Source organism: Spiroplasma sp. DGKH1 (genome assembly GCF_040940205.1).
Lineage (GTDB): Bacteria > Bacillota_I > Bacilli_A > Mycoplasmatales > Mycoplasmataceae > Spiroplasma.
Genome location: NZ_JASTWG010000006.1, coordinates 92,048 through 116,800 on the forward strand (window position 1 = coordinate 92,048; position 24,753 = coordinate 116,800).

Annotated in this window: 27 protein-coding genes; 24 read left to right on the top strand and 3 right to left on the bottom strand. The window is 29.7% G+C overall.

Features of this window, described 5'->3' with window-relative positions:
• Positions 1–18: 18 nt before the first annotated feature.
• From QPK10_RS05535 to rpsU, 4 genes are all read left to right on the top strand, one after another.
• A complete protein-coding gene (locus tag QPK10_RS05535; protein ID WP_368487010.1) occupies positions 19–630 on the top strand; it encodes a DUF1600 domain-containing protein in 612 nt (203 codons plus the stop codon).
• Complete coding sequence (locus tag QPK10_RS05540; RefSeq protein ID WP_368487011.1) at positions 545–814, top strand: hypothetical protein; 270 nt, start codon at positions 545–547, stop codon at positions 812–814. Before QPK10_RS05535 ends, QPK10_RS05540 begins: the two co-directional genes overlap by 86 nt.
• 213 nt (positions 815–1,027) lie before the next feature.
• Positions 1,028–2,764, top strand: a complete 1,737-nt coding sequence (locus tag QPK10_RS05545) for a hypothetical protein (protein ID WP_368487012.1) — start codon at positions 1,028–1,030, stop codon at positions 2,762–2,764.
• Positions 2,765–2,896: 132 nt separating this feature from the next.
• A complete protein-coding gene (rpsU, locus tag QPK10_RS05550) occupies positions 2,897–3,061 on the top strand; it encodes a 30S ribosomal protein S21 (RefSeq protein WP_025317533.1) in 165 nt (54 codons plus the stop codon).
• Between the two features lie 33 nt (positions 3,062–3,094).
• Here rpsU and QPK10_RS05555 read toward each other — a convergent pair whose 3' ends face one another.
• A complete protein-coding gene (locus tag QPK10_RS05555; protein ID WP_368487013.1) occupies positions 3,095–4,057 on the bottom strand; it encodes a GMP reductase in 963 nt (320 codons plus the stop codon).
• A 318-nt stretch (positions 4,058–4,375) separates the two neighbouring features.
• On the opposite strand from QPK10_RS05555, the gene QPK10_RS05560 reads away from it, so the two are divergent.
• The 10 genes from QPK10_RS05560 (at position 4,376) to QPK10_RS05605 (ending at position 13,478) form a co-directional block, all read left to right on the top strand.
• Positions 4,376–6,031 (top strand): TcdA/TcdB catalytic glycosyltransferase domain-containing protein, encoded by a 1,656-nt coding sequence (locus QPK10_RS05560; protein WP_368487014.1) that lies wholly within the window; start codon positions 4,376–4,378, stop codon positions 6,029–6,031.
• 76 nt (positions 6,032–6,107) lie between these two features.
• A complete protein-coding gene (locus tag QPK10_RS05565) occupies positions 6,108–6,527 on the top strand; it encodes a hypothetical protein (RefSeq protein ID WP_368487015.1) in 420 nt (139 codons plus the stop codon).
• A 216-nt stretch (positions 6,528–6,743) separates the two neighbouring features.
• Positions 6,744–7,973 carry a hypothetical protein gene (locus QPK10_RS05570; protein WP_368487016.1) on the top strand — a complete coding sequence of 410 codons (1,230 nt, stop codon included), beginning with the start codon at positions 6,744–6,746 and terminating at the stop codon, positions 7,971–7,973.
• A gap of 34 nt (positions 7,974–8,007) precedes the next feature.
• Positions 8,008–8,457 carry a hypothetical protein gene (locus tag QPK10_RS05575; protein ID WP_368487017.1) on the top strand — a complete coding sequence of 150 codons (450 nt, stop codon included), beginning with the start codon at positions 8,008–8,010 and terminating at the stop codon, positions 8,455–8,457.
• A 56-nt stretch (positions 8,458–8,513) separates the two neighbouring features.
• Entirely contained in the window at positions 8,514–10,574 is a 2,061-nt protein-coding gene (locus QPK10_RS05580; protein WP_368487018.1) for a cysteine peptidase family C39 domain-containing protein, read from the top strand.
• Entirely contained in the window at positions 10,567–10,965 is a 399-nt protein-coding gene (locus QPK10_RS05585; RefSeq protein WP_368487019.1) for a hypothetical protein, read from the top strand. The genes QPK10_RS05580 and QPK10_RS05585 overlap by 8 nt, the downstream gene beginning before the upstream one ends.
• Positions 10,966–11,003: 38 nt before the next feature.
• Entirely contained in the window at positions 11,004–11,480 is a 477-nt protein-coding gene (ybeY, locus tag QPK10_RS05590; RefSeq protein WP_368487020.1) for an rRNA maturation RNase YbeY, read from the top strand.
• A gap of 31 nt (positions 11,481–11,511) precedes the next feature.
• Positions 11,512–11,940: a diacylglycerol kinase family protein gene (locus tag QPK10_RS05595; protein WP_368487021.1), complete on the top strand. Its 429-nt coding sequence runs from the start codon at positions 11,512–11,514 to the stop codon at positions 11,938–11,940.
• 24 nt (positions 11,941–11,964) lie between these two features.
• Positions 11,965–12,360 (top strand): cytidine deaminase, encoded by a 396-nt coding sequence (gene cdd, locus QPK10_RS05600; protein ID WP_368487022.1) that lies wholly within the window; start codon positions 11,965–11,967, stop codon positions 12,358–12,360.
• A gap of 2 nt (positions 12,361–12,362) precedes the next feature.
• Positions 12,363–13,478, top strand: coding sequence for an alpha/beta hydrolase (locus tag QPK10_RS05605; protein ID WP_368487023.1), 1,116 nt, complete (start codon positions 12,363–12,365; stop codon positions 13,476–13,478).
• A 22-nt stretch (positions 13,479–13,500) separates the two neighbouring features.
• On the opposite strand, the gene QPK10_RS05610 is transcribed toward QPK10_RS05605, so the two are convergent.
• A complete protein-coding gene (locus QPK10_RS05610; protein ID WP_368487024.1) occupies positions 13,501–14,373 on the bottom strand; it encodes a hypothetical protein in 873 nt (290 codons plus the stop codon).
• Between the two features lie 134 nt (positions 14,374–14,507).
• Between QPK10_RS05610 and rbfA the strand changes: the two genes are divergently transcribed.
• The 4 genes from rbfA (at position 14,508) to QPK10_RS05630 (ending at position 17,516) form a co-directional block, all read left to right on the top strand.
• A complete protein-coding gene (gene rbfA / locus QPK10_RS05615) occupies positions 14,508–14,849 on the top strand; it encodes a 30S ribosome-binding factor RbfA (RefSeq protein ID WP_368487025.1) in 342 nt (113 codons plus the stop codon).
• 114 nt (positions 14,850–14,963) lie between these two features.
• Positions 14,964–15,479, top strand: coding sequence for a hypothetical protein (locus QPK10_RS05620; protein ID WP_368487026.1), 516 nt, complete (start codon positions 14,964–14,966; stop codon positions 15,477–15,479).
• 26 nt (positions 15,480–15,505) lie between these two features.
• Positions 15,506–16,213: an ABC transporter ATP-binding protein gene (locus QPK10_RS05625; protein WP_368487027.1), complete on the top strand. Its 708-nt coding sequence runs from the start codon at positions 15,506–15,508 to the stop codon at positions 16,211–16,213.
• Positions 16,206–17,516, top strand: coding sequence for an FtsX-like permease family protein (locus QPK10_RS05630; protein WP_368487028.1), 1,311 nt, complete (start codon positions 16,206–16,208; stop codon positions 17,514–17,516). The genes QPK10_RS05625 and QPK10_RS05630 overlap by 8 nt, the downstream gene beginning before the upstream one ends.
• 25 nt (positions 17,517–17,541) lie before the next feature.
• Here QPK10_RS05630 and QPK10_RS05635 read toward each other — a convergent pair whose 3' ends face one another.
• Entirely contained in the window at positions 17,542–18,396 is an 855-nt protein-coding gene (locus QPK10_RS05635) for a bifunctional 5,10-methylenetetrahydrofolate dehydrogenase/5,10-methenyltetrahydrofolate cyclohydrolase (RefSeq protein ID WP_368487029.1), read from the bottom strand.
• A gap of 129 nt (positions 18,397–18,525) precedes the next feature.
• Here QPK10_RS05635 and QPK10_RS05640 point away from each other — a divergent pair, with 129 nt between their 5' ends.
• The 6 genes from QPK10_RS05640 (at position 18,526) to QPK10_RS05665 (ending at position 24,665) form a co-directional block, all read left to right on the top strand.
• Positions 18,526–20,130 (top strand): formate--tetrahydrofolate ligase, encoded by a 1,605-nt coding sequence (locus QPK10_RS05640; protein ID WP_368487030.1) that lies wholly within the window; start codon positions 18,526–18,528, stop codon positions 20,128–20,130.
• 66 nt (positions 20,131–20,196) lie between these two features.
• The gene (locus QPK10_RS05645) at positions 20,197–21,534 is read left to right on the top strand and encodes a hypothetical protein (protein WP_368487031.1); all 1,338 of its coding nucleotides are present in this window, start codon (positions 20,197–20,199) and stop codon (positions 21,532–21,534) included.
• 148 nt (positions 21,535–21,682) lie between these two features.
• Complete coding sequence (locus QPK10_RS05650) at positions 21,683–22,162, top strand: hypothetical protein (RefSeq protein WP_368487032.1); 480 nt, start codon at positions 21,683–21,685, stop codon at positions 22,160–22,162.
• Positions 22,155–22,646 (top strand): hypothetical protein, encoded by a 492-nt coding sequence (locus QPK10_RS05655; protein WP_368487033.1) that lies wholly within the window; start codon positions 22,155–22,157, stop codon positions 22,644–22,646. Before QPK10_RS05650 ends, QPK10_RS05655 begins: the two co-directional genes overlap by 8 nt.
• Before the next feature lie 86 nt (positions 22,647–22,732).
• Positions 22,733–23,896, top strand: a complete 1,164-nt coding sequence (coaBC, locus tag QPK10_RS05660) for a bifunctional phosphopantothenoylcysteine decarboxylase/phosphopantothenate--cysteine ligase CoaBC (protein ID WP_368487034.1) — start codon at positions 22,733–22,735, stop codon at positions 23,894–23,896.
• Position 23,897: 1 nt separating this feature from the next.
• Positions 23,898–24,665, top strand: a complete 768-nt coding sequence (locus QPK10_RS05665) for a type III pantothenate kinase (RefSeq protein ID WP_368487035.1) — start codon at positions 23,898–23,900, stop codon at positions 24,663–24,665.
• The last annotated feature ends 88 nt before the right edge of the window (positions 24,666–24,753 follow it).

Here is a 24,753-nt window from a genome sequence, read left to right on the forward strand (position 1 = left end):
TTAATAAAGGAGCCTTAAATGTTATTAGAAACTAAGAAAATCAACCAAATTTGAAAACAAAGTTATAAATTATTATTTGCTATCATTGGGATTAGTATTTTAATTTGAAATTTAATTGGTGGTTATTTTGATAACTATACTATTAATATTGTTTATAAAGGTGATTACAATGACTATACCATTAATTTTTTCAGTACCTTTACGGGCTGGTCTAATATTATGTTATTAGTCTGGTTTTTATATGCTGGAATTTGTCACCAGTTGGAAAATAAACGAAAACTGTTATCTTATCCGGTGGCTTTAACTGTTGGGTTATATATTACCATAACTTTTATTATTTATAATTGTTTACTAGTGCCGACCCAAGGGTTTCCCAGTGATCCCCGCAATGTTATTACTACTATTTTTGACCATATTATTAATCCGCTGGTTTTTGTAATTTATGTTATTTGTTTTTTTGAAAACAAACAACCAGTGAAATCAACTGTTTTACTAAAAAAATATCTCGCGAAAATAATTGGGTTTTTATTAATTTATTGTTTTTATGCCATTGTCCGGGGGGGAATTACGCCGGGCTGCTGGTGATCGTTATACATATTTTGACCCCCACGCAGGAGGCGAATTAGCTAACACATGATATCCGTATTTTTTCTTAAACTTACACGACCCAACCTTTGGAATTCCAGGAGTGGCGTGATTCTTTATTATTGTTGCAGTTATTATTGGCCTTCTTGTTGGTAGTTTATATTTATATAATTTTTTAAGTAATAAAATGGTTACTAGTAAATACTATCCCAAATTACAAAGTCAATAAATGATGTTACCTTTAGGAAAATTAATTCCTAAAGGTTTTATTTTTTTTAAAGAATAAAATGATAAAAATTTTACTTTTTTAATTAAAAATAGAAAAAATTAGACATTTATGAATTATCCGGTATAATAAAATACAAATAATAGGATGTTATTTTGTACACAACAGCTAATATTTAATAAATTTTGATAGTTATTACTAAGGAGAAAGGAAGATATGTTAACAACACACAAGAAGAAAAAGTTGGTGATGCCAACCAATTTTACGATTATTTTAATGATTTTAGTTGTCATTATTATTGTATCGTGAATCCCTAATACAGCGGACCATAAATTAGGGATTTTAGATATGTTTTATGCCGCAATTAAAGGATTTATTAGTCGCGCTGATTTAATTGTTTTTTTATTAGTAATTGGGGCTTTTTTAAAAGTAACAATGGATTCAAAATCGCTAGAAGCCGGAATTGGTCGTTTATTAGCGAAAATGAAAGGGAAAGAAATTTATTTTATTCCCTTAGCAACCTTTATTTTTTCCCTGGGGGGAACTGCATACGGAATGTGTGAAGAAACCCTGGCATTTTATCCCTTTATGATGCCGCTATTATTAGCGGCTGGGTTTGATGGGTTAACCGCGTTTATGGTAATTATGCTAGGGAGTGGGGTTGGTTGTTTAGCAGCCACTCTTGATCCCTTTGCCCTATTTACCGCGGCTGATGCCATTAATAAGGTTTCCAATGGGGCTCAAATTGCCATTTCTGATGGAATTATTTGACGTTTTATTGGGTGAGTAATTTTAACGGGGTTATTAATTGCTTTTATTACTTGGTATGCCTCACGAGTGAAGAAAGATAAAAAGAACTCTGTCTTTGGCGAATATTATGATGAACATTTGCAAAAATTTGTTAAAGCAGGGGAAATTCCGGAGCTAACTCGAAAACGGAAATGAGTAATTGGAATTTTTATTACAACTTTTGTTATCCTAATTTTTTGTATTATTGCCTGAGATAAGTTTGGAATTAATGTTTTCTTAATGCTCGCCAGTGTTTTAAATGGTAATGGGAACACTGATAATAACTTTGTTTATTGGGCCCATTTGCATGGTATTGGTGGGATAGGGCAGTTTTGAGATAGTGCCAATGGCGAATTTATTAATGTAACTGCGCAAAATGCTAGTGATGCTGCCCATCAAATTGCCACATTTTCGGGTGCATTTGTTTTACACTACGATTATGATGGAACAGTCCATTATGAAATTACTGATGCTTTTAAAAACTTTTTAACAAGTCACGGTTATCAGGGCCAATTAAGTTTTGATTATTTATCTGCCTTAGCTGATACCACAAAATCAGGAGTCTATATATTTGGTAATATGATTGCGATTGGAACGTGGTACATGGCAGAAATGGCTTGTTTATTCTTTATTTCGACATTAATTATTGGGTTCATGTTTTGACATACTGAACGTCATTTTGTGGATAAATTTATTAGTGGAAGTGGGGAAATGCTAGGAATTTCCCTAATTGTCGGGGTTTCCGCCGGAATTGGGGTGGCCTTATCAATGTCGGGAATGTCGCACCACATTATTAATGGTTTAACCAACGGTCTTAGCCACTTACCAAAAGTCGGAATTGTGGTGGTATCATACTTTATTTATTTACCATTATCATTCTTAATATCTTCGACTTCTGGTTTAGCAAATGCCACTTTCCCTGTTTTAGGACCAGTTGCTAATAACCTGGGAGTTGCCCCCCAAGTTATTACAGCTTTTGTAATGGCGTTAGGATGAGTTAATTTATGATCACCAGCATCGGGAGTGGTTCCTGCCGCCTTGGGGTTAGCAGATGTTGATTATGCGAAGTTCTTTAAGGGAGCATGGCCAATATTAACAATAATGTTCATTGTGCCGATTCTCTTGCTAATTATTGGGAGTTATTTACCAATGTTATCAAATTAATAATTTCTTAAAATCCCATAAATTTTAAAAAAACTAATAATTTAGTTTAAATAGTTTTAAAAGTGTTTCAACAAATAAAAATCTATGATAAGATTAAGTTGTTAATTTAAATAGATTTTAGGAGTTGAAAAAATGGCTACTATTGTTGTAAAAAATGGCGAACCGCTAGATAAAGCGTTAAAACGTTTTAACAAAGTATCAGCAGTGCGCCGTAAAGAAGCCCGTCGAAAAGAACATTTCTTAAGTAAGAAAGAAAAAAGACGATACAAGCAAGAACAAAACCGTAGTTTTAGATAAAAAAAACCAGATTTCTGGTTTTTTTTAAATTTCTTAAAAATTACTATCTTTTAAAATTACATAATCAACTTTTTTAATGGCTTCTAAATCACGTCCCCCAGCATAGGAAATTGAAGATTGTAAGTCCTCAGTCATTTCTTTTAAGGTATCAAAGATACTACCACGAACGGTAATTAATTCTTTTTTCCCTTCGACATATCTTTTTTCTCCTTTATTATATTCACTGGCTGATCCAAAGTATTCTTTGTACTCAACCCCATTTTCGACAACTAATTTCCCTGGTGATTCTTGGTGGGCAGCAAATAAGCTTCCAATCATACACATCGTCGCTCCCATTCGGATTGATTTTGCAATATCACCATTTACACGTAAACCACCATCAGCAATGATTGGTTTTGAGCTTCCTTTACTACACCATTTCACGGCTGCTAATTGTCAGCCCCCATTGCCAAAGCCGGTTTTTAGTTTGGTAATACATACTTTTCCAGGTCCAATTCCAACTTTGGTTGCATCAGCGCCTCAGTACTCTAAATCACGCACTCCCTTAGGGGTTCCAACATTTCCTGCAATAATAAAGACTGCTTCTTTAAAATTCTTGCGAATATGTTCAATCATTTTTTTAACTGATAACGCGTGGCCATGGGCAATATCAATTGTAATGTAATCTGGAATTAGATTTTCTTTTTTTAGGTTATCAATTACTTGATAGTCACTTTCTTTGACTCCAACAGAAATTGAGGCAATTAAGCCTTGTTGTTTCATTTTTTTCACAAATGCGATTTGGTCAACATTAAAACGATGCATAATATAAAAGTAATTTTGTTGGGCCAATTTTTCACATAATTCTTCGTTAACAACAGTCGCCATGTTAGAAGGGACTACTGGTAAGTTAAAAGTATGCTTTCCTAATTTAACACGGGGATCACATTCTTTTCGTGATTCTACCACACACATTTCAGGAATTAATTGAATATCTTCATAGTCAAATGCTTTCATTTTTCACCTCACATAATTAAATTTACCATAGTTTGGGGGGAAGGCAACTATTAAAATTAATTAATTAGGTAAGGTGCTTCATAATATGGGTAAATATTTAAAAAAATGTAATTTTAACAAAAAAAGTGTTTAAAATTAGTAATTATTTCTTGTTTTGTTTTCTCCTATTTTATGTTAACTTATGAATGTAAGTTAAGTAATTATTTTAGTAACTAATATTTTAAAGGAATGAAGGTATTTTATTAATAATTTTTATTACGGATTATTTAGATTATTTTGGAAGCCACAGGTTCTAATTAATAAAGGAGAACTTTGTATATGTTATTGCATCAAGATATTATCCAACTCCGCGAACTTTTTTATACCCAAAGCGATACTTTTTTAAAAAAATTTGCCCCCACCTTTGACCTGTTTTTTAATAATTATGATACCTTAACTACCATTGAACAGGAACAATATTTAAATGCCCTCCATTTATTATGCATTCGCGAGTTTAAAGATAATTATGAAACTAACCAGCTATTTCAATTGATTAACCATTTTATTCGCCAAGATGGTAAATTAGAAACTGATGAAAAAAACATTCATTATATTTGGTATGGTTTGTTAGAACCTCACCAAACAAATTGTATTAAAGTCTGAACTTATTATAATCCGGATTATCAAATTAATTTATGGACTAATTTTGATAGTAGTTTAGTGAATTTATTGCATTTAAAAATTAAGGAAGCGGCCAACAATGATTTAGCGAAGATTATTAAGTTACAAAATGAGTTTTACCATGATTATTATTTAAAACATCAAGATGCTAGTTTTAACGAAAATGTTAAGCAATTCTTAGTTAATAAAAAGTTAATGTTAGAATTCCGAATTGAAGAGATCATTCAGGAAATTAAAGAATCATTTTACCAAGTTCAACAAGAATTACAAAAATTTACGCATAACCAGGTAATTATTCGCGAAATTAATGAAGAAACATTACGCTGTGGGAAGGTTACTTATTGGTTTTTAAATAAGGAATTAAATTTACGCCAACACATCAAATCGGTTTCTAATCGGTTGCGTTATTTAATTTTACGTGCTTATGGTGGCATCTATTTGGATTGGGATGTTTTACCAAGTTTTAATAAAAAAATGTTAGCAAGTTATTTACTTAATTTTCAGGATAATGATCGTTCGCGGTTAATTTTGAAAAGAGAAATTCTGATGCTCTTAAATAATCAGGATTTATTAGATTATCACTCGCAACGAACAGTGCAGATGTTAACTTTAATCAGCAAAAGTTATTTACAAATTTTTTTAAAGCACCACCAACCAACCTCGCCATTGATTACTTCAGAAAGCTATCTGGAAGGGATTTTAAGTGAAATTATTGATCATTTTGGGTTTGATAATTTAATTGTGCCGTTAGGAGATTACATTATTAGTAATGGCTATCATATTATGTTTGGGGGACCAAATGATTTTTATAATGATAAGTTTTTAATTGCGAAAAAAAATAGTGTTTTTTTAAACCGGTTAATTTTAACAATCCAAGAAATTGATAAATATATTGAACAAAAAACCTATGATTTATTAAGTTATAATAACCAAACATTATCTTCTTTTTACCATGATTTATTATTACAAGAGTCCAATAGTAATTATTTAAATTTTATTAACTATCGCTTTGATTATTTGATTCCTGATATTAAAACCGCAACTTCGCACACTGGTTCGAAGATTATTAGTTTTGCCTTTGCTAATTTGTTTATTAATTGGTTAAAAAAAATAAACGAAAATATACCTAATGAATTTGTTCCACAAATTATTGGAGAAAAAATTCGCTTGCAAATTTATAAGAAGTTTTTTTGTTATAATAATTTACTATATGACAATATTAAGGATAACCAAATGTTGATTGGAAACTTAAACTGACCAGATAATTCCAATAATAATTTATATCATCATTTGGCACGCCAAGAGTATGTTTAAAGTAATTTTTTTAAAAATTACTTGCTTTTTTATTTTTTTCTTTAATAATTAATTTATTGGAAGGAGAATCGTAAGCATGAAATTAAATGGACTTGGTTTAGGAGGAATCATTATTATCCTTGTTGGGAGTGGTTTGTGTATTTTAGGCTCTATCATTATTTTATTTGCTGGTTTATCAACTTTTAACATTGCGGGTCAAATTATTTTGTTTTTTGTTATTATGTCACTAATCTTACTAACTTTAGCAATTATTTTTGGGGCTCTGGCAATTACCAAAAATAATAATGGTTTACGAATTACCTGTGCGGTATTAGCAATTGTAGCGATTGCCTTTGCTTGAATTAACTGGGGAGTTCCGGTCCTATTATTATTAGTGGGTGGAATTTTAACCCTATGTGGGCGAATGGTTCCCATTTCCGCGCCGCTTGCGCCTAACCCCGCTAATAATTATCCCCCCGCAGCTAGCTCAGAAGGTAATGATTTAGATTCTAATTAATTAAATCCCTAGGGGATTTTTTTATTTTTACTGAAAGGAATGGTCAAATTATTTTTATTGTGTATAATAAATATATTACTTATAATAAAATATTAAATTATATTAATTTACCAAAATAATAACATTTTAATAATCCTTATTATCGATTTCTATAACAATTTTTATCATGCATTATTAATTATTTTAAAGCAATGTTAATGATAAGGAGCGGTTCTGATGTGGCGTAAGCATAAATGACTTTTAATTATAGCAAGTAGTTTGACAGCAATTATCTTAATTCTTAGTTTAGGGTTGGGATTATATTTTGGCTTGGCAGCAAAACAACACCAATCCCATAATTCATCGCCCTCATTAGACGAAATCAATAATCCACAGTACCAACTGCTTCACCAATTTAATAATAGAATTGTTAATTTTAAAAAAGATTATCAAAATAATTTATATGTGCTATTAGGTGATCATGAATTGTGGAAAATAACACCCACTGGCGAAGTTATTTTATTAATAAAAAAAATTAACATTATTACTTCCACTTATCCAATTTTACAATTTGATATTCGCGGGAATTGATATCTTGTTGATGATTGTCAAATGTGAACTGGTAATGGCAAGGCCAATGATATCCAAGAATTATTTAGTTTTGCCAAAAATCCGCAAGATAAACTTGATCTTCAAATTACGGCGTTTAATGTTAATCCAATGGGAGAATGAATCGCCGCTGTTAATGTGAAAGATACGACAACAACTGATCTATGGCAGGGGTTAGCTAACCATTCCCCAGTCCAAATTGTCAATAAAACCCCAGGGATCATTACTATGCTTCAATTTGACCACCAAAATAATATTTTTATGGTGAATAAACAAACTATCTATCAATTTAACCGCACCCTAAAAACACTGGACCCGGTTTATATGAACCCTGTCGATATTATTGAAATTAATTTTGACCACCAAAATAATTGGTATATCTATGATGTGCAAAGTACTGTCCAAATTGGTCACCAAGCGGGGATGCTAATTCCTGATCATTTCTACCAGTTACCACCACCGTTCTTAGTAGCAACGACCCGCGATCTTGTCTCCGAATTAAGACACCAGTTTTTATTGTTATATTTAAATTGAAATTTTGACCAAGCTAACCATTGAGCAATGCGCATTCAAAATAGTATTGTTGTGGGTGATATTAACGGAATTATTGGCTATTATCATTTAAAATTATTTCCTAATTATGTGGGGGATGGGGCGAACAACATTCACAAAATTATTTTTTGAATCTTTTATTTTTTAGATGAGCAGCACTTGCAACTTGTTACTTATTACAAAGCCTTTATCATTGATTTAACCGCCGCCCAAAAATATCCAACTCCAGAACCTAATGGTTATTTTCTCATTTTTGAAAATAAAACTGCCAACCTTTTTACTAGCGATTTCGAAAATAAGTTATAATTAAAACACGACAAAATGCAGAGGGGGATAACATATGTTTCAAGAAAAACTAACCTTAGAATTTCAAAACGAAGAGTATGAATTTCAAACCGTAGCAACAATTGAAAATATTTATTACCAAGCCAAAAATCATATTAAAGTTAATTTTAATTATTATAATAACACCAAAATGAATATTACTGATACAATTGCAATTCCAATTGCCGAAGATGTCTCAGTCTTTCAAGCTGCTTATCAGGCAATTACTGACTATATTTTTAACCATCTTGTGTGTGAACATGATGAAAAGAAAGAAATTACTACTCATCACCATGATGATCAAACCAATGAAATTATTTTTCATGTTATTTGTACGCGCTGTGGGGCGGAAGCTGACTTACGTGTTCCGTTTAACCCGGAAAAATCCTTAAAACAGGAGATGGAAGAATTAATCTGGTTTACTCCTGATGAGCAACCAAAAGTTGCTGTTATTTTGCAAGATTAATTCAAGGAAACTCACTCTTTTCTCGGTAAATTAAAAGTAGAAAGGAGTGATTTTTAATGTGGTATCCTTTTGTTCAGCAAGAACAAGCAAATGATTGTGCCTATGCTTGCTTGGCAATGCTAGTTAATTATTATCATCATCAGAACCTTAGTATTAGTGAAATTAAAACAACTAACCAGCTCAATTCTAACGGGGATGTTAGTATTTATGAATTAGGGAAACTGGCTCAGAATTATCAAATTACCTTATCACCATACCAAGTTACTAAAAATGAATTTTTAAAAATTAAAGTATTTTCACCAATCGTTGTTTATTTATTAACCAAGGAAGGGCAGGGTCATTTTGCAATCTTATATCAAAAAAAGCACCACCATTATTTAATTGCTAATCCTAGTGCCCAAAGTTTACAATGAATAACAGAGGCTGACTTTTTAGAAATGTTTCATCAAGTTGCTGTTTTTACGAAAAAAAATGAGAATCTTAAATTTAAAAATAAATCCTTTGCCAACATTTTTTATTTTTTAAAGCCATATTGAAAAGCAAGTTTATTGTTAATAATGATTGGGATCTTGGTTAACTTTGTGATGATCTTAAACAAAAGTTTTATTAAAATTTATCTGGACCAACTCCATAAATTAATTCACCATGAAATCATTCTGCTGTTCGTAGTTTTTACTTTGATTATTTTGTTGAAGCATTTTCTGACCTTTTGTTGACAAAAATTATTGCTAAAGTTTCAATTTAAGGTTACTCATGATGTTGTTGGTGCTTTTATGGATAATTTAAATTTGCTAAGTTTGACTGAATATGAAAAATTTGACCATAGTGATTGGCTAAAACGAATGGAAGATTTAACCTTGTTAGCTAATTTTATTGGTACTACCACGTTAACAGCTTTAATGCGAACCATCATGATGGTAATGAGTTTTATTTTATTATTAACAATTAGTAATGTAATTTTATTAATTGTTATTTTAGAAACAATCTTTAATTTTTTACTAGCGCTCATCTTTTGACAAATTAATAAAATTATTTACTATCGTTGGTATGAAAAATCATTATCTTATCAAAGCCAAGTGCTTCAATATTTTACGAGTTTTATCGCCCGGAAATCGCGGAATTTAACAACCCATTTTTATTACCAGTGAAATAAAGAATACCAAGATTTATTACAAGCAACTTACCAGTTAGAACAAGGTAGTGCGCACCACCAGAGTGTGTTAAATATTTTCAACCAACTTTTAAATTTGGTTATTTTTTACCTGGCGGTTAATTTAATTACAACACAGCACCTTAGTATTGGTGATTTGATGTTTTATTCTGCACTAGCATTATATTTTAATGACTTTAGTAATTTATTTGCAAACGTGATTGCCAATAAAAGCCATCTTATCAATGCCTATCAACGCGTTGAATGATTATTATTTAAGAATTATGCATCACCCACAGCGTTCAATAATTTACCAACCAAAATTGAAGAAATTACAATTAATAATTTAACATATGAAATTAATGGCGTTAGTTTATTTAAAAATCTCTCCATCACTTTGCACCATCATCTTTTTTTAAAAGGAGCATCGGGGGTTGGCAAAACAACATTACTAGCAATCCTTGGTCGTCTCAAGCAAAACTACCAGGGTGAGATCTTAATTAATAAGCAAGTTAACTTGGCAACTATTGATGAAGGTGAATGGCGAGCAAAAGTTATGATTTTACACCAACAAGATTACTTATTTGCCAATAGTGTTTATGATAACATCATTAATTTTAATCCAAACACTAACATTGCAATTTTAAAACACCCGGTGATTCAAACAATTTTACAAGCAAATCAGATTGACTTCACAAGAATGCTTGTAAATAATGGTGACAATTTGTCAAAGGGCCAACGCCAAATTATCTTATTTCTTAATTTACTTTGTCAAGACAAAGAAGTTTATTTTATTGATGAAAGTTTAAGTAATGTTGATGAACAAACAAAGTTAACGTTAGTTAATTTCTTATTAACTTCAAAACAAAATAGTTTAATCATTTATTGTGGTCATGATCGCCAAATTGAACAATGTTTTTCCCAAGTAATAGATTTAAGTGCGGAGGTTACCCGTAAGAATGTTTAAAATTAAACCGGGGCTATGCCTAATTATTATTCTTAGTTTAATTGGCGGGCTCTTTATTTTTTTAAGCAGCCAAACTGTTAGCATTGTTTATAATGGGTACTTAACTTTGCACAACCTTAGTAGTGATCCAGGCGATGATAATAGTCAAGAAGTAATTTTAGAAATTAGTGACCCGCAATTTCATGACTCGACTTTATTAACAACAGTTAAAATGATTAAATATCAAAAAAATAATTTATGGTACCAAATTACTAACCACTTTCATTCAACTAATAATTATCTTGTGTTAGAGACCCTGTCACCCGCCGAACTTGCCACATGATATCAACCAGCGCAGGTTTTTCTTGGCAATTTTTCAATGCTAGAATATTTTTTTACGATGATATTTTAATTTGTTATAATATAAGTAGTGAAATGAAGGGTGATTTTGTGGAAGATAATTTTGATATCAATAATGCGACGCATTTTGCAGTTGATAATTTTAACCAAGATTTTATCAATATTTTTAACAAAGTTAAGGAAACGTTAAAAATTATTGAACCATTAGAATTAACATTAAATTTTGTTGATGAACAGACTCAGGTTGAGTTAAATAAAAAATATCGTCATAAAGATTATGTGGCGGATGTTCTAACTTTTGCGTTAGAAGAAAATGAAGAACTTGATTTATTTAAACTAACAGGTTTACGCTCGCTGGGTGATATTTTTATTTGTTATCCCAAAGCAGTTAGCCAAGCGGCGGAATATCAACATTCATTGCGCCGAGAATTAGCATTTTTATTTACCCATGGGATGCTGCATATTTTAGGTTATGATCACCAGACTAAACAAGATGAAGAAATTATGTTTAATTTGCAACGAATTATTCTAAATGATTTACAAATTCTCCGAAATCCAATAGAATAATATTGTGAGTTATTAAGAGAGGAAAAAAATAATGGCAAGTCGAAATCCAAACAAAAAAAAGATGTTCTTTAAATTACGTAATAAATTTGCGAATGCTTTTCGTGGTGTTTACACGGCAGTTAAGGAAGAATCAAGTTTAATTATTCATATTATTGTTTCTATTGCAGTAATTGGATTAGGGATTTGACTGCAACGCGAAGTACCCAGTGAATTTGGATATTTACAATGAGCAATTATCTTGTTAACCATTGGGAGTGTAATTGGTTTTGAATTAATTAACACAATGGTTGAAAACTTTGTTGACTTATTGTCCTTTGAATATAATATTAAGGCCAAAAAAATTAAAGATATTTGTGCCGCGGCGACCTTAATTAACTCAATTTTAGCTATTGCGATTGGTTTACTAATTATGTTACCACCATTAGTTGATGTTATTAAAATTTATTTAAAAATTTCATAAAAGAAAGAGTAAAGGAAAATAGCAATGAGTAGTTGATTTGATAAATTAAATAAATTAAAGGACCATGCATATGTTCCATATTCCCAGTTTCATGTTGCTTGTATTTGCGAATTAACTGATGGTCAGACGGTAATGGGGGTTAATGTGGAAAATGCTGCCTATCCGGTTGGGTTATGTGCCGAACGAACAGCTTTATCCCAAGTTTATACTTTAGGATATCAAAAAAAAGACATTAAAAAACTATATTTATATACTGATAGTCACCATATTGGTTCGCCCTGTGGAATGTGTCGCCAATTTATTTTTGAATTAGTTGGTGGGGAAGTAGAGATTGAAATTTATAATCAGGGGGGCGAGTCATTAACGATTAAAGTTGCTGATTTATTACCATATGGCTTCACGAGTGGAGATTTAAGTTAGCTATGAAGTTTAGTAAGAAAAAGCCGGAAGTTAAAAAACTAAAGTTCCATGATGACTTGGAAACGGTTGATTTAGAAAATAGTACCGATTTAATTACGCCCCAAGTTTATAAAACAGTGCCTGACAGTGAACTTGCCCAATATATGGAAAATAACAAGATTTATATTAAGTTATTTTATACAATGCATGACAAAAGGATTTTATTTCGTCATAATTTTTGGCGTAAATTACCAAATAGTAACATCCAAGATTATGCTAAAAAATATATTAATGCGTTAACAGAACGCTTAAAAATTACTGGGATGCATTTAACCGAAGCAGAATTTAATTCGCCCTGGGAAATTCATGAATATGATGTTGAAGGTTACCAAGGAATTAATTTAAAAACAGTTACTATTAAGAGTTGAGTTAAAAATGAAAACAATAATAAATGAGTAATTGTTGTCCATGGTTTAAATTCGCACAAATTTCGTTCAATTTTCTTTGGGCTAATTTATTTGCGCTTAGGTTATAATATTTTAGTTTATGACCAACGCAATCATGGTGAATCTGATAAAAGTATTACCACAATGGGTTACAATGAAAAATATGACCTTGCCGCAATTGTTAATTTTTTAAAAACGCAATTTCAAGGGAATGTTGATGAAATTAACTTTCATGGGTGGTCAATGGGAACTTTTGTGATTGTTGAATATTTAAAAGAAGATTATGAAAAAGAACGGAAATTAATTAAATGAGTTGTTCTTGATTCAACGGTTGCTAATCTAAATGATTTATACCGCTACTACATTTTAAAATTACGTTTTAATTATTTTGAACATTTTTATGCAATTCGCCGCTATGCAATTGATACGCGCGGTTATGATCCCGAACAGTTAAATCCCGGAGAAGGGTTAGAACCATTGAAACGGTTACCATTTTTATATATTTTAAACAAACGCGACCATGCTACACCTTATTTAATGGGTGAAGAAGCATACCAAAATAAAATTGGATGTGAAAAACCTCAACTTAGTGTTAAGGTTGATTTTGATGGTGACCATGTGCGCGGTATTTATAATGATCCAGATAAATATTTATCCTCAATTGCTGAGTTTATTAAAAAGTATTCAAAATAAAAGATAACTGTTAGGTTATCTTTTATTCGTTTTGATAATCTTTTCTGTTCTTAGTTTTGGTTTTAATTCAATTTTTAAATTTAATTCAAATTTTTTCATACCATAATGTTTTATCCTGATATTTCTCAAACACTTTAAACATTGCATTATTTAATAAAGTTAATAAAATTTGCACCCCCGAAAAAATAACAAAAAATCCAAAAATAATTAATAGGCTATATTCAACTTTTGAAGCATTTTCCACCATGGGAAAATTTAAATCTAAGAAAGGGTAAGGATAAGCTCAAGCGGTATTTCCATCTTTCGTTCATATTGCTCCGCGCACTACAACATAAAAAAAGTAAAATAATGGATAGCTGATGGCAACTCACCAGTCTTTTTTAACAAAATTTTTGACCCAATGAATTTTATAATCCCCAAAAGTTAGGAAAGTATAAACAAAGAATAAGATTGGCATCACAAAGTGGGTAACAACTGTACAAGCAACTTGTGCTGAAGTATAATCACTAATGGTTAACTGGCCATTTTTATAACCAGTAATAATTCCAATTCAAAAAATGATAAACATTAAAATATTTCAGTTTAAAATACTTAATTTAAAATTTGTTGAAAAAAATCAGCTTTTTTGCTCGCGATGATGATTAAAAATAATTAAAATTAACCAGACAATGGTAATGATATTAACTTGGACCGAATAAAAACTTAATAAAACATCATAATTTTGTAAACTATAATCAGTTACTCAGGGGTCAAACCGTGGATTAACATATCAGAATTCTTTAAAACAATCCATATAGAAACCATAAGCTAAAAAACTAAAGGCAATTGCACTAATAATAACTTTATAGTATCAAATGTAATCTTTATATCATTTTTTAGGAATTCACCGTTTCATTTTGATGCCTCACTTATGTTTTTTTATTACAATTATCTACATCATAACGGAATTAAAAGTATTTAGCAACACTATCTTTTGAGAGAAATTAAAGTTATAATAAAAATATCAATTTGATAGAAGAGGTGAAAAAAATGTCTAATCAAGTTAAAATTGAAAAACTACAATCAATTATTAGTCGTGATTTAACTTTAATTATGCAAAGGGAAATTAAAGGCCAAGTTTTAAGTGGGATTTCAATTAGTGAAGTAAAATTAACAAATGATTTAAGTCATGCGAAAGTTTATTACTCCTCATTAATGTCAAAAGATAAAGATGAATTGCAAAGTACAATTGATCGTTATCGTAAAGAAATTCGATCAAAATTGGCACATAAATTAGATACTTATAAATGTCCGGAGTTAGAATTCATTTATGATGATTCCTTAGATAATGCTAATAAAATTGAAGCAATTTTAAAAAAAGTAAAAGAATAAGTTTATTAAAAAAATATCTGACCCAAGAGGGTCTTTTTAATTAATAAATAATTGATCTATCTTGATAAAATTTTTGGATCCGATATTATTAATAATACAATAAGGAGAATTAAAATGAACTGACGGTATTTTTTAAAAAGGTTTAATATGAAGTTATTACCAACATTATATTTAATATTTTTATGTTGATATTTTTTCATGTTTTTCTTTTTGCCAGCTTTGGTTCCGTGAGTTTTATTAATATTAGTCTTTACTTGAATGAAGAAAAAATTTAATACGAAAGCAATTTTCTTTAGTGGATGATTTATTATTCCATTAATATTAACCTTATGGATGTTTATTTTACAAATTGGTTTTGTCATTTTTGCCTTTAAACAGTTCCATGAATCTTTATTTGTTTTAGGTTGGATTACTTTATTTGGAACTTATTATACTATTATTATTTTTCAGAAGTTTAAATTTGGTTATTTCTTCATAGAAGAAAAAGAACCAATAAAATCAGATCTTGAAATAATAACTATTATACCTAACCAAGCGCCCCGATGGTTATTATTTATTATCGTTTTACAGAATAAAATAAGAAAATTAAAAATTAAAACGGTGTTATCACCCCCAAGTTTTCTAAAATAAACTAATATTTTAGAAAGGGTGTAAACATGAAAAAAGCAATTATTATTAAAAATGTTAGTAAAACAAATATTTTAAATGCAATCAATCTAGAAATTGAACATCAAGAAATTATAGCAATTATGGGTTTTAGTGGTTCTGGTAAAACGACACTTTTAAATTTAATATCAGGGCTGGATAGTCCAACCACGGGAACAATTGAAATCAACGGAACGAATTTAACCAAACTAAAAGAACCACAGTTAACAAAATTTCGCTCGCAAAATATTTCTTATATTTTTCAGGATTATAAATTAATTGATTATCTTACAATCAAAGAAAATATTTTAATTACCCAGCGAATTAATCATCAAAAAATTGATAATAATAAATTAGATTACTTAGTAAAAACTTTAAATTTAGAGCAAGTTAAAAACTTAAAAATTAATTATTTAAGTGGCGGTCAAAAACAACGAGTATCAATTGCCCGTGCTTTAATTGGCAATAATAATTTTATTTTTGCTGATGAACCAACTGGTGCGTTAGATTTAATTACCCGTGACCAAATTTTAAAGGAATTAATTAATAATGTACGGCACTTTCAAAAAACTTTAATTATTGTTACCCATGATCCTTATGTTGCTCAATATGCTGGTCGTATTATTTTTATTGCTGATCATCAAATTGAATCAATTCATCCGCAACTACAACTTGATGATATTGAGAAGAAAATGAAAGCACTATTTAAAAATGTTTAAGCTTGCCATTTTTCAATTTAAAAAGAATTGATCGCTCTCACTTGCAACATATTGTACTTTATTTATTGGTGCTTTATTTATTGGCACATTTTTAAATTTATTAATTGCCAGTTTTATTAACAGTGCTCAACCAAAGTCGACAAATACAACCTTATTTTTCATTATTTATTTTGGATTAGTTGCCTTAATTTCATTATTAATAATTAAAATAATTTTAAAATTAAATTTTAATTTAAAACTAGAACAATATATGAATTTAAGAATTCTGGGGTTTCGAATTAGTCAAATTCGGTATCTTGTGTTTTTAGAAAATATTATTTTCTTAGTACCAATATTAGCGTTAGCTTTTGGGTTGTCTTTTCCGCTGGCCAATTATTTTATTAAATTGCTAATGCAAAGATCAATTGTTGATGCTAGTTTTAGGCTCTACCAAAACCCAGGATTAATTATCGGGTATGTAATTATTGGAACGCTCTTTGTTAATGTTCTACTATATTTAGCAACTTTTAAGGTAAAAACAATTAGTGTTACCAAGCTAGCTAATAAAAATAAAGATAATAAAAAAGTTTTATGACTTAAAATCATTCTGGGCTGTCTTTTCTTGGGTTCCGGATTTGGAATTTACTATTCAAATGCAACCTTAAATGGTGCAACTTTCCTTTTTGGTGGATTATTTATAATTATTAGCTTTAATTTAATGGGAAAGGAAATTGTTGGAATAATACTCCTTGGCATTACTAAGATAAATAAGAAAGCCTGCTATTTGCAAAATGCGGGAAAAGAATTTTATAGTTCATTAAATAGACTATTTCAAATTATTTTAGTGATAATAATTATTATTTTTTTCTTAACTTATTCATTGTATGGTCTTAATTTTGAGGCATCTGCGCCCACTTTGCAGGGACCTAATAATAATTCTCAGCTTATTGTTTTCAAACATGCGTTAGAATTTTTAGGAACAATTTTATTATTTGTGCTAGGGGTTTTTTCGGTTGTGATTGCCATTAACTATTTGTGAGTTTTTATTATTAGTAATATTAATGAATATGAGTTATTAAGAAAATTAGGTTATCAAAGAAAGAAAATATTCTTGCATTTATTCTATCAATCAATTTTACTAAGTTTCTTTGCCTTAATCGGTGGTTATTTACCAACATTAATTATTGGTTTAATTTTCCAAGAGGATCATCTTTTACAAAGCCCCCTTATTTGAATTTTAATTCCAATCATTTTAGTTAGTAGTATTTTAATAATTAACTTTAGTATTCTGTGGTGTCAATTTAAGTTTAAAAAAATATCTTAAAAATAGTAGTTTAAAACTACTATTTTTATTTATTATGTAATTCATATAAGTGCATGATATTTTCTAATAGTGAGGCAATTGTCATCGGACCAACTCCCCCGGGGACGGGTGAAATCATTTTAACTTTGGAATAGACATCATCAAAATCAACATCCCCACATAGTTTATTATTTTCATCTCGATTAGTTCCCACATCAATAATAATGACATTTTCTTTAATCATTTCTTTGGTTAACATTTTTGGTTTTCCCACCGCCATAACTAAAATGTCAGCTTGTTTAGTGTAATAAGATAAATTATTTGTTTTGGAATGGCAAACAGTTACCGTAGCATGGGCGTTAATTGTTAAGTTAGCAAGAGGCTTACCCACAATGTTACTTCTCCCGACAATAACAACATGCTGTCCAACTAAGTCAATATTATAATAGTTAAATAAACTCATAATCCCTTTGGGGGTAGCAGGCACAACTTTTGTTTTATTAATCATTAGATTTCCAAGGACATGGGCTGAAAATCCATCCACATCTTTTAAAACATCAATAGCATCAATAATTTTATTAGTGTCAATATGATCAGGTAAGGGTAACTGAACTAAAATACCATCAACATTGGGATCATTATTTAAAGTAATAATATGTTCAATTAGTTCTTGTTCAGTAATTGTTGCTGGATATTTTAGCAAATTAAATAAAATTCCGACTTTTTCACAGGCAATTTTTTTATTTTTAATATAAGTACTACTAGCTGGGTTATCGCCAACTTGGATTACACATAGTTTTGGTGTTCGATAATTATTAAGTTTAATATTATTAATTTCGGCAGTAATTTTAGCCTTAATTTCACTGGCCACTAATTTTCCATCAATTATTTTTTCTTCCATTTTTGGTTCCTTTCTTAATACAATCTATCAATATTTTATATGAAAACTAGTAATTTTAATAATTAAAAAATATTATATTAGCATTTAAGATATAATCATAGTAGAAATTAGTTGAAAGGAATGATTGTTATGAAAGATATTCGTAACATTGCAAAAAAAATTAATTTAGCAACTGATGATTTAATTTTGTATGGTGAAAATATTGCTAAAATTAAATATAATAATTTTGATCAGATGAACCGCAAGGGTAAATTAATTTTAGTTACTTCGATTAACCCTACCAAAGCAGGCGAAGGAAAAACTACTTCGGCAATTGGAATTGCTGATAAATTAAATAATTTGGGACATCAAACAATCTTAGCATTGCGAGAACCCTCGTTAGGACCGGTCTTAGGTTTGAAAGGATCAGCTACTGGTGGCGGTGAATGTGTATTATTACCAGAGAATGAAATTAATCTCCATTTCACTGGAGATTTTTATGCCATTACGAGCGCCAACAATTTAGTATCAGCAATGATTGATAATTTTTTGTATTGAGATAATCCACTTCAAATTGATATTAATAAAATTGTGTGACAGCGTTGTTTAGATTTAAATGATCGCGCGTTACGGGAAGTTGAGATTGCTATTAAAAAAGATCTTGTTCGCCGGGAAAAATTTCAAATTACGGCGGCTAGTGAAATTATGGCAATTTTAAGTTTAAGTAAAAACCTTACTGATTTAAGACAACGTTTAGATCAAACAATTGTTGCTTATAATATTAATAATGAACCAATTTATATTAAAGACTTAAAAATAACCGGTTCATTACTGGCGTTATTAAAAGATGCCATTTTGCCAAATTTAGTCCAAACCAAATACGAAACGCCTGCCTTAATTCATTGCGGGCCATTTGCTAATATTTCCCATGGGACGAATTCAGTTATTGCCACAGAATTAGGATTAAAACTAAGTGACTATGTTGTTTGTGAAGCTGGTTTTGGTAGTGATTTGGGTTTTGAAAAATTTAATGATATTGTTAATTCACACCAAGAGTTTACTCCTGACTGTACGGTATTGGTGGTTACGATTAAAGCCTTAAAATTAAATGGTGACTTGCCGGAAGAAAAATTAGATACTCTTGATTTAGCAAGTCTTGCTAAAGGTCTAAATCATTTAGAACACCATATTAATATTATTAAAAATTACCATTTAAATTTTTTAGTTTGCATTAATCAATTTGCCACTGATTTACCAGTTGAAATTAAATTTTTAACTGATTGGTTAGAAAAAAATAAAATTGAATATGGTATTAATAATACTTATCATTTAGGAATTAAAGATCAACCAGATTTAGCAAATAAAATTATTAAATTAGCAAACCAGCCACAACACTATACGCCAATTATTGATTTTAACCATACTTTAATAAATGAAAAAATTGATATAATTTGTCAAAAAATATATGCTACCAATAATATTGAGTATTCCCCGGCAGCTTTAACTAAAATTAAGCATTATAATATTTCGGAATTTAATCATTTTCCAGTTTGTATGGCCAAGAATCACCAAACAATTTGGGGGAATGCTGATCGCCATGATAATAAAGTAATTATCCGGGATCTTAAATTAAACTCGGGCGCACAATATTTTATTGTTTATTTATCAAAAATTATTACCTTGCCAGGATTAAACAAGAATCCGAATGCTTTTGCAATTGATGTTCAAGATAATACAATAATTAACATTAAATAATCTTTTAATTCAAGATATAATTAATGAGAAGAGGAATTTTTAAATTCAATAGAAGAAGGGCTACAGATGGACAAGAAACCAAAGTTTTTAGAATTGAATAGTATTGTTAGTAAACATTTTAATTTACAGACTAATATTAAACGAAAGTTAAAAACAATTTTTGATAATTACCGAAGTGCATTTAAAAAATATGGTTATCAGACAATTGCTCTTGGTGAATTTGGCTGTAAAACCTTAACAAAATATGAAAAGATTGAATTAGAAATTGCGGTTGTTAAATACTTACCAAAAACAACAACTGGGTTACGAGAAAAAATGTTTCAGAATATTGCTAGTGAAATTCGTAAAAATAGTAATTACACTGACTCAAAAAATACGCAAAATGATGGTTATTTAGAATATTTGGTTGAAGAGGAAGTTACCATTAAAGTTCGGATAATTCCGTTTTGCTATAAAAATAATAATGGAAAACTTGACTACTTTTTTTGACGCAATGGGGTGGAAAAGACTGATAATATGATTCAGGTGGTCCAGTATTTTAACAAAGCTAATAAGATTTCAAATAATTTATTACGATGCTTAGTTAAACTAATTAAATATGTCTTAAAAGGAGACTTTGCTTATTATTATATTTTATATACCTTAGTTTTGCGTTGATTTTATGAGTATTTTATCAAACGCTATGATGCTTTTTTACAAAAAATTGATAGTATTAACCGCCTTGAGAAAAAGGACTTAGAAAAATATAATGACATTAACTATCAAAAAAACTGGTTTAGTAAAAATATTGATGGGGAAGAACTAATCTTTTATATTTTAGAGCGGTTTTGACGTTCAGAAACTTATTATTTCCGTGAGTTTGAATTTATAGAAGAAGAAATTTTTGAATCAATTTCTCGTTATAGTTGGTATACTAATAGTGTTTTTTTAACACCATATGATTATTATGTCGATTTTAAAATTTATAATATTAAAGAATTTAATGATTTAAATCTTGTGCAAAATGAATTAAAAAATTCTCAAATTTCTCGGATTCAATATGATTACTGTCGTTCCCATGATTTAGGAATTTATATGACCCCCATTAAAATTGAAGGGGTGGTTGGTTTTATTGATTATGCAATTAATTTTAAAAAGAAAGCAACTGAATTATTTAAAAAACTAGATCCCGAAAAACGAAAAGATGCGATTAGTGTTAATCAACGCGAAATTATGGAAGAGTTAAATTTAATTGCCCACAAGTGATTAACAACTTATCGTCAAAAATTAACATATATTAAAACTTATTTTGATCGAAAATATCCAATTTTATCTGGCACTAACTATTATATGAAAATTCAAGCAATTATTTCTTCGGTCGATAATCTAAAAAATGATGACTATATTATTGGATATGATACTTAATTTTTAATAATTAAGTCATTACCAAAATGAGAAAAATATGATGCAAATGATTTTCATAATTTAAGAAAATAGGATAAAATTAATAGTATATAAATTTATTATTTATATTGAGTTGCAGAAAAATATTTGTCTAATAAGGAGAGAAAATATGGAAAGTAATGAAATTGGTAGGGGTAGTCCATTCTATAATGCTGTTATTAAAGAACTATCTTTAATTGTGGAAACCGAAAATATTGTGGACCAAATTAATCCAATCTTATCATTAGAAATTAAATTATATTATATTAAAAAAAATGGTAACTATACCATGGCAGAAAAAGATGATATTATGAAACGCATTATCATTGAAAAAACTCGTAGTTTAGAACATACCATTAGTGGGCTAGTTAAAGAATACGCTGATGCTTACCAACGTTTTTATCAAAAAGAACCCGAGTTGCACTATACTTATATTAAAATTTTAAAAAAAGTTAAGTTAGTGGCTCAGGAGTTATATGGTCAAAAATTAAATTATGTTAAAACTTTTTATTTCCGTTATTTAGAATGAATGATGTGAAATGAAAACTTGCAAGATTTGCGTTCACAAGCGGTTAAAAAAATTCGCTCGGGGTACCACAAGAATGGTTAATAGTTATGAGCGTTTGCTTCAACGCAACGATTTAATTGAAGATGTTCAAAACCGCTTTTTAGAATTATCAAAGGCAATGGGCGAATTAACAAAAATTGTTTTAGATAATGATAAAGATTTTGAACAATTTTTAGCAAATAATCCCCATCTAAAAAAGACCTTAACATTAGCACAACAAAATTATCGTTTGATTGGGGACAAAATTTTAGTAATTAGTGATTTACAAAAAACAATTTATGGAACATTAACAGAAATTGCTAAAATCTTATTTGAAGAAGCAATTATGGTAACTAAAGGCAACGAAAGTAATTCTAACAAAGTATCAGAAATTATTGAAAATCTTGAAAAAAATAATGGGGAATTTCAAATCAACCAGCAAGAATTGGCCGAATTTATTAATAAGGAAGCCCTAGATGATGAATTTCAAGAATTACTAGAAGGATATAATTTAATTCCAAGTGAAGACCAAAAAGATGATGAGTAAAAAGAGATAATCTTAATTATCTCTTTTTTTCTTGGTCATTATATTATAGAATAACCTTAACAAGGCAAAATTAAGGAGACAAGAAAATGAAAAAGATTGTATTAGCAATTACTGGTAGTGTTGCTGCTTTTAAGGGGTTAAAATTATATGAAGCTTTAAAAAAGAAATACCATGTTGAATTAGTTCTTACAAAAGGAGCTCTGCATTTTTTAGAAAACCTTCCGGCAGAAATTAATACTGAAATTTTTACCCATGACTATTATAGTAAAAATGATCCCTCTGAACATATTGGCATTGCCAAAGATAGTGATTTATTTATTTGCTATCCGGCAACTCATAATTTTATTGCTCAGATTGCGAATGGTTTTACCGATAGTTTAGCAAGTTTAGTATATAGTGCCACGGATGCTTATAAAATGATATTTCCGACGATGAATACGGTAATGTATAATTCTCCAGCTAATTTACGTAATTTAGAAACCCTCGCTCAAGATGGAGTAGAAGTTTTACCAGCTAAATACGGATTATTAGCATGTAAAATTTATGGGATTGGTCGTGCCTGGGAATGAGAAGATGTTTTCGCTCATATTGAAGAGTATTTTTCCTTTCAAGATCAGCTCCAAAATCAAAAAGTTTTATTAAACTTTGGTCGCACCCGCACTTATCTTGATGGTATTCGCTACATAACAAATAATTCATCGGGTAAAATGGGTGATGCCTTAGCCCATGTTTTACAGTGAGCAAAAGCTGGCCTTACTGTTGTGCAAGGAGATGTTGATATTCCGATAAATTACCCAACCACAAAAGTAACCACTAACCAAGAAATGCTTCAGGTAATGTTAAAAAAATATGGCGAGCAAGATATTGTGATTGCTTGTGCAGCTTTAAATGACTATCAAATTGCTAACCCATTAACAGGGAAAATTAGTAAAAAAGATCATCCAGAGTTAGAAATTAAATTAACGACAAATGTTGATGTTTTAAAAGAACTAGGTGCCCAGAAAACCCGCCAATTTTTAGTTGGATTTAGTGCTCAAAATAATTTTGACTTAGAATATGCACAAGAAAAGTTAAATCAGAAAAATTTAGACTTAATTGTTATTAACGAAATTTCAGCAATGAACAGTGAGGAAAATAAAATTATTTTATTATCAAAAACAAGAGCATTACCAGTGGATAATAGTTCAAAATTAGCAATTGCGAAAGCAATTATCAATGAAATTTTATTTTTACAACAAAAGGAGCAATAAGATGTATTTATTAATTGATATTGGGAATACTGCCATTAAGTTTGCTAATTATGATGGTCAAGAAATTAATCATTTTTTAACCTTACCAAGTCAAAATTTGATTATTGAAAAACACTTATTACAAAAAATTAATGCTGCTTTTAATAAAATTGGTCTCACATGAGCAATGATTAAATTAATTTGTTTATCTTCTGTCCGCCCAATGTGGGATGGAGTCATTCGTGATTTAGCAAGTAATCATCATTTAGCGTTTTACCAATTGAAAAAAAATTTAGTGATTGATGATTTTACAATTAATGTTCCTAATCCCCGTAATTTAGGAGCTGATTTGCTAGCGGCTGCTTATGCTAGTTATCATGAGTTTAATAAAAATGACAGTGTTGTTATTAATATGGGGACTGCGACCACTATTACAATGGTCAAGGACCACCAATTTGAAGGAACTGTGATTATGCCGGGGTTAGCAACAGCTAGTGAAGCCTTATTTTCCCGGGCACAATTATTGCAACAATTCGAAATTTCTTATGAAGATGCTTATATTGGGAAAAATACTAAACAAGCTATTAATATTGGCCTAGTCAAAGGTCATGGTTTAGCAATTAAAGCTCTTGTTGATGAAATTGTTGTTCATTTAAAAAACCCTATTATTGTAATTACGGGGGGCAATAGTTATCATTTTGAGCAATTATTATCAAATTATTTATTTGATAAACTCTTATTATTTAAGGGATTAGTATATGCACTGCACCATAATAATTTAATAAAATAAAAAATAGTAGCATGAATATGTCAAGAAAAGTAGACATATTAAAAATAAGTTATAGGAATGATTTTCTGTATTCAACAGGACTCATTCC